Consider the following 12,246-nt stretch of genomic DNA (forward strand, 5'->3'; position numbering starts at 1 on the left):
GTTCAACGTCTCAAAGGGGGCCTTCAGGACATCCGCGCAGTGGGGTGGCCGGACCCTCACCTGGCAAAGTCGCCCATCGCGGCGACGGCCGGGCGGGGTTGCGAAAGCCACCTTCGCACCAGGCGCCTTCCGCCGTGTGCCCAGGCTCGAACGCCACCTTTCCGCAGGTCAGCGGCCATCAGGAGAGCAAAGGTCCCTTGCTCCCCCGATGGTCAGTCGAGTTCGCCGTTGACGCCGAGGACGATCAGCGTGCCGAAGAAGCCGACGTACAGCGCGAGCACGACGTAGCCGATGATCACCGCCGCGAGCGCCATGTTGCGTCCGCCCGCCTCGCCGCGGTTCGCCTTCGCGAGTCCGATGTGCCCCAGGATCAGCCCGACGATCACGGTCACGAACGAGCAGATCCCGACGATCGAGCACACCAGCCCGGCGATCGCCATCCCGTTTTCCTGCGGACGACGCGGCGCCGCGGCCGCGTAGGGGCTGTACGGCTGACTGTAGGACTGTTGCGGGTACGCGACCGCCGGAGACGCGTACACCGGCGGAGCAGCCAAGACGTCCGGAGTGGCGAAGCCGGGGCTGGGCGAAGGTACGGGTTCGGCGGTCAGCGGGTCGATGGCCTGCGCGTACGGCGGCGGCTCGGCCGGAGCGGGGGCGTCCACCGGAGCGGGGACGTCCGAAGCGGGCTGTTCGAACGGAGCGGGCTGCTGGAACTGCTGTGGTTCCGACGGCGACGGGCTCGACACCGTTTCGGACGAAGACGCGGACGTCGGGTCCGAGAAGGTGTTCGAGTCGGTGTAGGACGACGTCGACGGTGTGTCCTGCGAGTCGGAACTGCTCATCCGGTTGCCCCCTGATTCGTGCGGGACACCACCGTATCCGGGAACCGGTCACGAGACGCCCGCGGCACCGATCGCCAGCACCACGAACACGAACCACAGGATGACCGGGATCAGCCACAGCGCGGTGATGACGTAGCCGATGATCATCCCGGCCTGCGCCATGCCTTGGCCACCCCCTTCGCCGCGTTTGGCCTTCGAGAGCGCGATATGGCCGAAGATGATCCCGAGCAGCGCCGGGAAGCACATGACCAGGCCGATCAGCGAGCACACCAGCGACGCCACCGCCATGCCCTGGTCCGGCGGCCGCACATAGGCGTACGGGTATGGCTGCTGGACGTAGACCGGCGGCGGCTGGTACGGCTGTAGACCGTACGGCTGCTCGAACTGCCCGGATGGCTGCTGATGCTGTCCATAAGGCTGCTGTCCATAAGGCTGATGCTGTCCGTACGGGTCGGGCGGATTCGTCATGCTGGTCCCCTCGTCGGCTCAGGACCGTATCGCTAGCGGAAAGCCCCGTGTTTCGCGGCGATGTTCAGCACGACCGGAATCGCGATGGCGTACAGGATGATCATCAGGTAGCCGACGACGAACGCGGCCAGCGCGATGCCCTTCCCGCCCGCTTCCCCGCGCCGGGCCTTGGCGAAGGCGACGTGACCCATGACGATCCCCGGGATCACGGACACCAGCCCGATCAGCCCGAAGAGTGAAAAGATCAGGGCGGCGACGGCCAGCCCGGAATCGCGGCTCACGGGCTGGTGCGGAAAGCCGTATTGCTGTTGCGGCGGGAACCCGCCAAAGGGCTGCTGAGTCATGTCGTCCCCCTCGGACTGTGATCGACGGCCACTGTAGCGCCGTCATCACGGATGGCGTACGCGTGACTGCGCTCATAGCGAGGTCTCCGTGTTCGCGTCATACTCACCGGTAACCCAGTGCCGGGAGACCGGTGCGCGCGACTCAAGGGAGCAGCGATGGCTCGCCTCGCCCAGACCGCCGGCTTGACCGACGTGCAGTCCGAAATCCTGGCCACGGTCCGCCAGTTCGTGGACAAGGAGGTCATCCCGCGCGCGCAGGAACTCGAGCATTCCGACACCTATCCCACCGACATCGTCGAGGGGATGAAGGAAATGGGGCTGTTCGGCCTCACCATCCCGGAGGAGTACGGCGGCCTCGGCGAATCGCTGCTGACCTACGCGCTCGTGGTCGAGGAGATCGCGCGTGGCTGGATGAGCGTCTCCGGCGTGATCAACACGCATTTCATCGTGGCGCACATGATCTCCCGGCACGGGACGCCGGAGCAGAAGCAGCACTTCCTGCCGCGGATGGCGACCGGCGAGGTCCGCGGCTCGTTCTCGATGTCCGAGCCGGACCTCGGTTCCGACGTCGCCGCGATCAAGACCCGCGCCCGGCGTAACGACGACGGTGCTCACTATGTCATCGACGGCTCGAAGATGTGGCTCACCAACGGCGGCAGCTCCAACCTGATCGCCCTGCTCGTCAAGACCGACGAAGGTGCCGAGAAGGCCCACCAGAACCTGACGACGTTCCTGGTCGAGAAGCCCGAGGGCTTCGGCGAGGTCGCTCCTGGCCTCACCATCCCCGGCAAGATCGACAAGATGGGCTACAAGGGCGTCGACACCACCGAAGCCGTTTTCGACGGCTTCAAGATCGGCGCGGACATGGTCCTCGGCGAAGCCCCGGGCAAGGGCTTCGCCTACATGATGGACGGTGTCGAGGTCGGCCGCGTCAACGTCGCCGCGCGAGCGTGCGGGATCGCGATCCGCGCGTTCGAACTCGCGGTGGAGTACGCCCAGCAACGCAAGACCTTCGGCAAGGCGATCGCCGAGCACCAGGCGGTGGCGTTCAAACTCGCCGAGATGGCCACCAAGGTCGAGGCCGCGCACCTGATGATGGTCAACGCCGCCCGCCTCAAGGACTCCGGCGAGCGCAACGACGTCGAGGCCGGGATGGCGAAGCTGATCGCGAGCGAGTACTGCGCCGAGGTCACCCAGGACTCCTTCCGCATCCACGGCGGCTACGGCTACTCGAAGGAGTACGAGATCGAGCGCCTGATGCGTGAGGCGCCGTTCCTGCTCATCGGCGAGGGCACCAGCGAGATCCAGAAGACCATCATCAGCCGGGGCCTGCTCCGCGAGTACAAGTCCCGTTCCTGAACTCACGTTCGCGCCTTTCGCCCGTCCTTGAGAAGATGGGCAAGGACAGGCGAGAGGTGATTACGTGAGTGCTCCCTTTGGCGGAAGCGGACGGGCCGCGGGTGGACTACCCAGGCTGCCGACACCGCCTTCCGGCTGGCCGATCGGCTCCTACGCGACGTACGGCGAAGCGCAGCACGCCGTCGGCTTCCTCGCGGAGAAGGAGTTCGGGGTCACCGACGTGACCATCGTCGGCGTCGACCTGATGCTCGTCGAACGGGTCGTAGGCAGGCTGAGCTGGGGTCGCGTGCTGGGCACCGGTGCCGTGTCGGGTGCCTGGTTCGGCCTGATCATCGGCCTGTTGCTGGGCATGTTTAACAACCAGGGCTTCGCGTGGCAGCCGGTGATCGGCGGGCTCGTACTCGGGATTCTGGCCTGGACGGTCTTCGCGGCCATCAGTTACAGCGTGTCCCGCCGCGACTTCTCCTCCGCGAGTCAGCTGGTCGCCGGCCGGTACGACGTGCTCTGCCAGCCGAGGTCGGCGGAGCAGGCCCGAGAGCTCCTCGCGCAGCTCGCGTTGCGCCCGCATCGCCCTGACCGGTGACGACGGGGACCGGACCACTGACATTCGGCGGTACGGGTTCAGCTGTTCGCCGTGCGATCCGCTGAATCGTTACCGATACTGCTTGCGGGCGATGATCGCCCGGAATAGGTTGCACAACACCAGTCGGGCGGACGCGTACTCCATCGTGTTCGCCCGAGCACTAGCACGTCGGGGTGCTGGCGCGCGGCTTGCTTCAACGCGTCCTAGTGCCTGCCGGTCCGCCACATCCCGGGCGTGCGCGCGGGTGAGGAGGCCCTCATGGGGAAGAGGATGAGCGCGAGCCGGAGCGGCCGCTCGCCGGGCCGCGCCGCCGCGCTACTCGGCGCGACAGCGCTGACGGCCGGCCTGCTGGCCGGTTGCGGATCCGGTTCCGGACTGAAGATCAATGTGTACTACGCGCCCGAAGACAACTTTCAGTCCGTTGTGGACGATTGCACCAAGGCATCGGGCGGGCGATACGAGGTCGTCTACAACAAGCTCCCGCGCCCGGCCGACGGCCAGCGGGAACAGATGGTGCGCCGCTTGGCGGCTGGGGATGATTCACTCGACGTACTGGGGCTGGACGTCACCTGGGTTTCCGAGTTCGCCGAGGCGGGCTGGGCCGATGAATGGACAGGGGCGGCGAAGGCCGAGGCGACCGCCGGAGTCCTTCCGGGACCGCTCGAAACCGCCACGTGGAACGGAAAGCTCTACGCGGCGACCAAGAACACCAACGTCCAGCTGCTCTGGTACGACGACCGGCTGACGCCGACGCCGCCGAAGACCTGGGACGAGATGATCCAGCAGGCACAGGCGCTCAAGGCGCAGGGCAAACCGGCGAACGTCGTGTTCACCGGCGCGCAGTACGAAGGCCTCGTCGTCATCTACAACACCCTCGTCGAGTCGGCGGGCGGCAAGATCCTCTCCGACGACGGCAAATCCGTCGTGATGGACGCGGGCGCTGTCAAGGCCTTGGAAATGCTCAAGAAGGTCGCCACGGCCGGGATCACCGACCCGTCGCTGACCAACTCGAAGGAGGACGAGGTCCGCCAGTCCTTCCAGCGCGGGAACGCCGCCTTCGAATTGAACTGGCCGTTCGTCTACGCCTCCTACGCCAAGGAGAAGAAGGACGCACTCCAGCACTTCAAGTGGACCACTTATCCAGAGTTCGAAGCGGGAAAGCCCGCCAAGACCACGATCGGTGGCTACAACCTGGCGGTCAGCTCGACTTCGAAGCACAAGGCCGAGGCCTACGAGGTCGCGCTGTGCCTGCGCAACGAGAAGAACCAGAAGTTCTCCGCGCTCAAGGACGGTGTCCCGCCGACGCTCGAATCGCTCTACACCGACACGGCCCCGCTCGATCCGACGGCCGCCGTCGGCGCCGACAACCCGAGCATGGACACGACGTATCCGATGCGGGAAACGATCCTGGACGCGCTCAAGGACGCCGCGGTGCGCCCGCTGACCCCGGCGTACCAGAACGCCTCGACCGTGTTGTCGAAGGTGCTTTCCCCGCCTTCTGAAATCGATCCGCGGAAGACGGCGGAGAAGCTGCGCGAGCAGCTCGCCGACGCGCTCCAGTCGAAGGGAGTGATCCCGTGACCGTGCAGGAAACCGCCTCGTCGGCAACGAAGAGCGGGACGGGCAAGAAGCCCAAACCCGTTCTCAGTGAAGGAAAGAAGGCCGAGCGCAGACTCGGGTTGTGGCTGTGCGCGCCCGCCGCGTTCGTGATGATCGCGGTGACCGGGTATCCGATCATCTACTCGATCTGGCTCTCCCTGCAGCGCTACGACCTCCGGTTCCCCGCGCAGCAGGAGTTCGTCGGGCTCGACAACTACATCGCGGTGCTGTCCAACGGGTACTGGTGGACGGCGTTCGGGACGACGATGGGCTTGACCATCGTTTCGGTGGTGATCGAATTCGTGCTGGGCATGGGTCTGGCGCTGATCATGCACCGGACGCTGGTCGGCCGGGGCCTCGTGCGGACGGTCGCCCTGATCCCGTACGGCATCGTGACGGTGGTCGCGGCGTTCTCCTGGTACTACGCCTGGACCCCGGACACGGGCTACCTCGCCAACCTGTTCTTCCCGGACACCGCGCCACTGACCGAGTACTGGCCATCGCTGGCGATCATCGTGCTGGCCGAAGTGTGGAAGACGACGCCGTTCATGGCGCTGCTGCTGATGGCCGGGCTGGCGCTGGTGCCGGACGACCTGCTGAAGGCCGCGGCGATGGACGGCGCGACGGCGTGGCAGCGGTTCACGAAGGTGATGCTGCCGGTGATGAAACCGGCGATCCTGGTCGCGCTGCTGTTCCGTACCCTCGACGCGTTCCGCATCTTCGACAACATCTTCGTGCTCACCAACGGCGCGCAGGATACGTCGTCGGTGTCGATGCAGACCTACAACAACCTGGTCAAGGGGTTGAACCTCGGTATCGGATCGACGATGGCCGTGCTGATCTTCATCACGGTGGCGATCATCGCGTTCCTCTTCATCAAGGTGTTCGGCACGGCCGCACCTGGCAGTGACAACGGGGGTAAGCGCTGATGGTGATGGGTGGAGCGGTCACTTCCGGCCGCAAACTCAGGTGGGGCCTCGTCGACATCCTGGTCCTGGTCTTCGCGCTGGTTCCCGTGCTGTGGGTGGTTTCGCTTTCGTTCAAGACCAAGGAGACCTTGGACGACGGGAACTTCATCCCGTCGGAGTGGACGTGGCAGAACTACGCGGACATCTTCGAGACCACGGAGTTCATCCGCGCGCTGGTGAACTCGATCGGGATCGCGATCATCGCGACGGTGATCGCGGTCGTCCTCGGCACGATGGCGGCGTACGCGATCGCGCGGCTGGACTTCCCCGGCAAGCAGCTGCTGGTCGGGATGTCCTTGCTGATCGCGATGTTCCCGCAGGTGTCGCTGGTGACGCCGTTGTTCAACATCGAACGTGAGCTGGGGTTGTTCGACACCTGGCCGGGGCTGATCCTGCCGTACATCACGTTCGCGTTGCCGCTGTCGATCTACACGCTTTCCGCGTTCTTCCGGGAAATCCCGTGGGAGCTGGAAAAAGCGGCGAAGATGGACGGCGCGACCCCGGCGCAGGCGTTCCGGAAGGTCATCGCGCCACTGGCCGCGCCGGGGGTGTTCACCACCGCGATCCTGGTGTTCATCTTCTGCTGGAACGACTTCCTGTTCGCGATCTCGCTGACCTCGACCGAGGCCTCGCGCACGGTCCCGGCGGCGCTGTCGTTCTTCACCGGGTCCTCGCAGTTCGAAGACCCGACCGGGACGATCTCCGCGGCCGCCGTGGTGATCACCGTCCCGATCATCTTGTTCGTGTTGTTGTTCCAGCGTCGCATCGTGGCGGGGCTGACGTCCGGTGCGGTGAAGGGCTGACCCATGGCTGAAATTGTGCTCGAGAAGGTGTCCAAGAAGTACCCCGACGGTGCCCTCGCCGTGTCCGAAGTGGACATCACCATCGCCGACGGCGAGTTCATCATCCTGGTCGGCCCGTCGGGCTGCGGGAAGTCCACGACGCTCAACATGGTCGCCGGCCTGGAGGACATCTCCTCCGGTGAACTGCGCATCGACGGCAAGCGTGTCAACGAAAAGGCGCCGAAGGACCGCGACATCGCGATGGTCTTCCAGTCCTACGCCCTGTATCCGCATATGAGCGTGCGGGAGAACATGGCGTTCCCGTTGCGGCTGGCCAAGGTCGACGACAAGATCGTGCGCGCGAAGGTCGAAGAGGCGGCACAGATCCTCGACCTGACCGGGCATCTGGACCGCAAACCGGCGAACCTCTCCGGTGGCCAGCGGCAGCGTGTCGCGATGGGACGCGCGATCGTCCGTAACCCCAAGGCGTTCCTGATGGACGAGCCACTGTCCAACTTGGACGCGAAGCTCCGCGGCCAGATGCGGACGTCGGTTTCGAAGATCCAGAAGCAGCTGGGCACCACCACGCTCTATGTCACCCACGACCAGACCGAGGCGATGACTCTCGGCGACCGGGTCGTCGTGCTGCGCGGTGGACACGTACAGCAAATCGGGTCGCCGCAGTTCCTTTACGACAACCCGGCGAACCTGTTCGTGGCCGGGTTCATCGGCAGCCCGTCGATGAACTTCGTGTCGGCGACGCTCGAGAACGGCATCGCACGCAGCGCGCTGGGCGACATCCCGCTCACCGACCGGGTCCGGAGCCTCGCCGAGGCCGCCGACGCGCCGCGTGAGGTCATCGTCGGTATCCGGCCGGAGCACTTCGAGGACGCCGCGCTGGTGGACGCCTCCGCCCGCGAGGGCGCGACGTTCACCGCCCACGTCGACGTCCTCGAGTCGATGGGTTCGGAGAAGTTCGCACACTTCTCCGTCGAGGGAGAGGCCGCGTCGTCGTCCGACCTCGCGGATCTCGCCGCCGACAGCGGATCCTCGGACGTCCCGGGCTCCGAGTCACAGATCGTGGCCCGGCTCTCCGCGGCGTCCGCGGCGGCGGAGAACCAGAACGTCGAGCTGTGGTTCGACGCCGACAAGATCAAGCTGTTCGACGGGGCCAGCGGCAAGAACCTGACCTACACCGCTTAGTCAGCTCTCCGGTTCGCTCTGCCCGGGATCAGTATTCGCTCTCGGGCAGGGCGAGCCAGAGGACGAGGTAGATCAGGAACTGCGGGCCCGGCAGCAGGCAGGACAGCACGGCGATCAGGCGGACCTTGCCCGGCGTGGTGCCGAAGCGTTTGGCGAGACCGGCGCAGACGCCGCCGATCATGCGGCCCTGGCGCGGGCGGGTCAGGCGGGTGGCTACGGAGTTGCTCATGGTTCTTCCCTCTCGGTCGTCACAGTGGGTCAGGAGCGGTGGATTCGACCCGGTGTGTGAAACCCATTTTCGTCGCGTGGCGGCCCGCGCGCATCACACCGCGGAACGAAACGCACCCCTAAGGGCGTGAAATCGACGTCAAGCACCCACCTGGGAAAACGTCGTCGCCCCTGTGTTCTTTGCCCGTAAGGGGTGGTGTTCCCGGCGCTTTTGACGATACTGCTCCGGTGCGCCCGAAGAGTCTGATCGCAGTCCTCTGTGGCCTGTTCCTCGCAGCCGCCTGCACCACGCCGGGACCGGCGCCGGCTCCATCGCCGACCACGGATCGTGACGAGGCACTGACCGCCGCCGAGGCGCTCGGCGAATACTCGTCGCTCGATTACTGCAGCCTGGTCGACCAGCGGAAAGTGATCGGTGGCGGAAACGCCGTCAAACCGCCGCTGGCCTCTTTCGAGTTCTGCCACCTGGAATTCGTCGAGGGCGCCAATCGGTACACCGTCACCACCGGTCCGATCGCTTCCGGGCAGGATCCGAACAATCAGCCGTACGACTACGCGGGGAACCTGCCCGAGGGCATCAGCGTCCAGCAGTCGACGTTCAACGCCGAGACCGCCTGCACGCGGCTCCTGACCTTCGCCGACGGGATCCGGCTCTCCATTGTCGTCACGTCCGACAACCAGGACCCGGCTGATCAGGCCAATCGCTGCCGGATCGCCGACGCGACGGTCGGCAGCGCGGCGGGGGTGATCACCGCACGGACGATCGGGCGGCTGACCCTCGACCAGCGGTCGTGGGGCCGCGTCGCCCCGTGCGCCCTGCTCGACCAGCACGAACTCGACGCCGCCGCCGGTCCCGAGACCATCCCGGCCCCGGCGCTGTCCGGGCACAGCTGCATCCGCGGCAAGGTGAGCGTCGCGCTGGCGGTCGGCGCGGACACCACGCCGGGCGCGACCGAGGCACTGGGCGGGCGGCAGGTCCAGGTGGCCACGTCGGGCGCGTTCTGCCAGGTCACCACCCACCGGCCGATGCCGGGTACGCCGGACCGCGTCGAGCAGGTGACGCTCTCGGTGGTCGGCGTCGACGGTGCCGGCGGTACCGGCGGTGCCGACGGTGCTGGCGACGCGGGCTGCGCCGCGGCAAGGGAAGTCGCCGTGGCGGTCTTCCCGAAGCTCCCTTGACGCAATAGGCCCCTACCCACTCGGGCCTCGCTTATCGCCGCGTGCCCGAACCCGGAACTCGCGTGCTTAAAGGCGAAACTCGCGTGCTTAAAGGCGGAACTCGCGTGCTTAAAGGCGCAACTCGCGTGCTTGAAGGCGGAACTCACGACTAGCACGTGTTCCGCCTTCAAGCACGCATGTTTCCCCTTCAAGCACGCATGTTCCGTCTACAAGCACGCGAGTTCCGGGTTCAGGCACGCGAGATCGGCGTCTGCCGCAACTAGAGGACGAAACGCGGCGGGTCAGCGCAGCTTGGGTAGCCGGAAGGAACACATCGCCTCGTCCAGCGCCTCGAAGTCCAGCGGCGGATGCGGCAGCGGGGTGGCGGCGCCGGGTTCGGCGCGGAGGCCGTCGAGCAGCAGGGCGAGGCACCGGCGCCAGAGATCCGGCTGCGTACTCTGCGTGAACTCGATGACCGAACCGATCATCTGGTGCAGGAGCGGCATATCCGTCGGCACGACGTCCGCGCGGAGGGCACCGGCGGCCTGCGCCCGCGCGACGAGCTGTGTGATCAACGGCACGAGCTGGGTTTTCGCCTCGGCGACGTGCTCGTGGCCGAAGACGTTCGACAGCATGACCTCGCGCAGGCCCCGGTCGCCGGCGTGCAGTTCGGCCGCGCGCCAGGTGAAGCGGGTGAAGCCTTCCCAGGGGTCTTCAGCGCGGAGGGCTTCTTCGGCGAGCTTGCGGATCGTCTCGAACTGGTCGACGAACATGGCCTCGACCAGGTGTTCCTTACTGGGAAACCGGCGATAGACGGTGCCGACGCCGACGCCGGCGTGATGTGCGACGTCGTCGAGGGTCGCCTCCAGTCCGCGTTCGCCGAAGACATCGCGTGCTGCCGCGATGATGCGCTGCCGATTGAGTTCAGCGTCGCGCCGCAGCGGCCGCGCCGGTGCGGCGGGAGCGAGGTCCCGAGCCATTGGTCCAGCTTAACAAACAAAGTAGAGGACGCTTCTCCGCTTTTCGGGTACGTTGGCCACCGGAAGGGGAGATACCTACTCCACATAGCTTCTTCGTCACTATCGGTGAGGAAACGCCTCTATGCCTGAGTCATCCACCGCTGTCGTCATGCCGCCGGGGGACGCGGCCGCGCAGCACACCAACCCGCACCACGCCAGAAGATGGCTGATCCTGGTGATGATCGGCCTCGCCCAGCTGATGGTGGTGCTCGACGCCACCGTCGTGAACATCGCGCTCCCGTCGGCCCAGCACGACCTCGGCTTCTCGAACGACGCCCGCCAATGGGTCGTCACCGCCTATGCGCTCGCGTTCGGCAGCCTGCTCCTGCTGGGCGGACGGCTCGCGGACCTCTTCGGCCGCAAACGCGCGTTTCTCGTCGGGCTCGCCGGCTTCGCCCTCGTTTCGGCGATCGGCGGTGCCGCGACCAGTATCGAAATGCTGCTCATCGCCCGCGCCGCGCAAGGTGTCTTCGGTGCCCTTCTCGCTCCGGCGGCCCTGTCGCTGCTGACCACGACCTTCACCGATCCGAAGGAACGCGGTAAGGCTTTCGGCGTCTTCGGGGCGATCGGTGGTGGCGGTGCGGCGATCGGCCTGCTGCTCGGCGGCGTGCTCACCGAATACCTCGACTGGCGCTGGTCGATGTACGTCAACATCGTTTTCGCGGTGATCGCGTTCGCCGGTTCCGCCGTGCTGCTGAAGAACGCCGAAACCGACGGCCCGCGCCCGAAGCTCGACATCCCGGGCACGATCACCGCGTCCGTCGGTTTCTTCGGCCTGGTCTACGGCTTCGCGAACGCCGAGCGTGACTCGTGGTCCTCGATCTCGGTGTGGGGTTTCCTTGCCGCCGGTGTCGTGCTGCTGACCGCGTTCGTGGTGATCCAGCAGCGGGCCGAACACCCGCTCCTGCCACTGCGTGTCCTGCTCGACCGCGATCGCGGCGGCTCGTACCTCGCGATGTTCCTGCTCGCCATCGGGATGTTCTCGATCTTCCTGTTCCTTACCTTCTACATCCAGCTGAACCTCGGGTTCACGCCGGTGCAGAGCGGCCTCGCGTTCCTGCCGATGGTCGCCACCCTGATGGCGAGCGCGACGTCGGCGACGGCCGTGCTGCTGCCGAAGTTCGGCGCGAAACCGTTGGTGTCACTGGGAATGCTGATCGCCGGACTGGGCTTGTTCTGGCTATCGGCCATCGACACCGCCAGCACCTACTCCAGCGGCGTGCTCTTCCCGCTGATGATCATGGGTGTTGGCATCGGCCTCGCGATGGCGCCCGCGATGAGCGTCGCGACCTTCGGCGTCGACACGCATGACGCCGGTGTCGCGTCGGCGGCGGTCAACACCGCGCAGCAGGTCGGCGGCTCGATCGGGACCGCGCTGCTGAGCACGCTCGCCGGGAACGCGGCGGTGTCGTTCATGGCGGGAAAGGCCCCCTCGCCGCAACTCGCGGCCGAAGCCGCGGTGCACAGCTACACGACCGCTTTCGTGTGGGGCGGGTGGATCTTCGTCACCGGTGCGGTGATCTGCGGGCTGCTGCTGCGGTCGGGTGCCCCGGCCCGCGCTCCTGAAGGCGCTTCCTCGGACGCCCCGGTCGCGGTGCACATGTAGGCCTCGTACGCGGCAGGGCAGACGGACTTTGCTCCCCGAAGTGTCATGAGGGGTCCCCATAGGACAAAATTTGTCCTATGGGGACCC

13 protein-coding genes are annotated in these 12,246 nt (G+C 66.4%); 8 read left to right on the plus strand and 5 right to left on the minus strand.

Features of this window, described 5'->3' with window-relative positions:
- Positions 1-212: 212 nt before the first annotated feature.
- Genes AB0M65_RS36565 through AB0M65_RS36575 form a run of 3 tightly spaced genes read right to left on the minus strand, consistent with a single transcriptional unit; the run spans position 213 to position 1,654 of the window.
- Positions 213-842 carry a DUF4190 domain-containing protein gene (locus tag AB0M65_RS36565; RefSeq protein ID WP_364038616.1) on the minus strand — a complete coding sequence of 210 codons (630 nt, stop codon included), beginning with the start codon at positions 840-842 and terminating at the stop codon, positions 213-215.
- A 48-nt stretch (positions 843-890) separates the two neighbouring features.
- Positions 891-1,310 (minus strand): DUF4190 domain-containing protein, encoded by a 420-nt coding sequence (locus AB0M65_RS36570; RefSeq protein ID WP_364038619.1) that lies wholly within the window; start codon positions 1,308-1,310, stop codon positions 891-893.
- A gap of 32 nt (positions 1,311-1,342) precedes the next feature.
- Positions 1,343-1,654 (minus strand): DUF4190 domain-containing protein, encoded by a 312-nt coding sequence (locus AB0M65_RS36575; protein WP_364038622.1) that lies wholly within the window; start codon positions 1,652-1,654, stop codon positions 1,343-1,345.
- Between the two features lie 156 nt (positions 1,655-1,810).
- Here AB0M65_RS36575 and AB0M65_RS36580 point away from each other — a divergent pair, with 156 nt between their 5' ends.
- From AB0M65_RS36580 to ugpC, 6 genes are all read left to right on the plus strand, one after another.
- Positions 1,811-3,013, plus strand: coding sequence for an acyl-CoA dehydrogenase family protein (locus tag AB0M65_RS36580; protein WP_364038625.1), 1,203 nt, complete (start codon positions 1,811-1,813; stop codon positions 3,011-3,013).
- Positions 3,014-3,077: 64 nt separating this feature from the next.
- The gene (locus tag AB0M65_RS36585) at positions 3,078-3,596 is read left to right on the plus strand and encodes a general stress protein (protein WP_364038628.1); all 519 of its coding nucleotides are present in this window, start codon (positions 3,078-3,080) and stop codon (positions 3,594-3,596) included.
- A 258-nt stretch (positions 3,597-3,854) separates the two neighbouring features.
- The gene (locus tag AB0M65_RS36590) at positions 3,855-5,177 is read left to right on the plus strand and encodes an ABC transporter substrate-binding protein (protein WP_364038631.1); all 1,323 of its coding nucleotides are present in this window, start codon (positions 3,855-3,857) and stop codon (positions 5,175-5,177) included.
- On the plus strand, positions 5,174-6,124 hold the full coding sequence (locus AB0M65_RS36595) for a sugar ABC transporter permease (protein ID WP_364038634.1): 951 nt from the start codon (positions 5,174-5,176) through the stop codon (positions 6,122-6,124). Before AB0M65_RS36590 ends, AB0M65_RS36595 begins: the two co-directional genes overlap by 4 nt.
- The gene (locus tag AB0M65_RS36600) at positions 6,124-6,966 is read left to right on the plus strand and encodes a carbohydrate ABC transporter permease (RefSeq protein ID WP_364038637.1); all 843 of its coding nucleotides are present in this window, start codon (positions 6,124-6,126) and stop codon (positions 6,964-6,966) included. Before AB0M65_RS36595 ends, AB0M65_RS36600 begins: the two co-directional genes overlap by 1 nt.
- A 3-nt stretch (positions 6,967-6,969) precedes the next feature.
- A complete protein-coding gene (gene ugpC, locus AB0M65_RS36605) occupies positions 6,970-8,148 on the plus strand; it encodes a sn-glycerol-3-phosphate ABC transporter ATP-binding protein UgpC (RefSeq protein ID WP_364038640.1) in 1,179 nt (392 codons plus the stop codon).
- 28 nt (positions 8,149-8,176) lie between these two features.
- Here ugpC and AB0M65_RS36610 read toward each other — a convergent pair whose 3' ends face one another.
- Positions 8,177-8,377, minus strand: coding sequence for a PspC domain-containing protein (locus AB0M65_RS36610; protein WP_364038643.1), 201 nt, complete (start codon positions 8,375-8,377; stop codon positions 8,177-8,179).
- Positions 8,378-8,604: 227 nt separating this feature from the next.
- Here AB0M65_RS36610 and AB0M65_RS36615 point away from each other — a divergent pair, with 227 nt between their 5' ends.
- Positions 8,605-9,555, plus strand: coding sequence for a hypothetical protein (locus AB0M65_RS36615; protein WP_364038646.1), 951 nt, complete (start codon positions 8,605-8,607; stop codon positions 9,553-9,555).
- Between the two features lie 281 nt (positions 9,556-9,836).
- Here AB0M65_RS36615 and AB0M65_RS36620 read toward each other — a convergent pair whose 3' ends face one another.
- Positions 9,837-10,514, minus strand: coding sequence for a TetR family transcriptional regulator (locus AB0M65_RS36620; RefSeq protein WP_364038649.1), 678 nt, complete (start codon positions 10,512-10,514; stop codon positions 9,837-9,839).
- 121 nt (positions 10,515-10,635) lie between these two features.
- Between AB0M65_RS36620 and AB0M65_RS36625 the strand changes: the two genes are divergently transcribed.
- The gene (locus AB0M65_RS36625; RefSeq protein ID WP_364038652.1) at positions 10,636-12,159 is read left to right on the plus strand and encodes an MFS transporter; all 1,524 of its coding nucleotides are present in this window, start codon (positions 10,636-10,638) and stop codon (positions 12,157-12,159) included.
- Positions 12,160-12,246 lie beyond the last annotated feature (87 nt).

Origin of the sequence: Amycolatopsis sp. NPDC051071, from assembly GCF_040682875.1 — a bacterium.
Taxonomy (GTDB): Bacteria; Actinomycetota; Actinomycetes; order Mycobacteriales; family Pseudonocardiaceae; genus Amycolatopsis.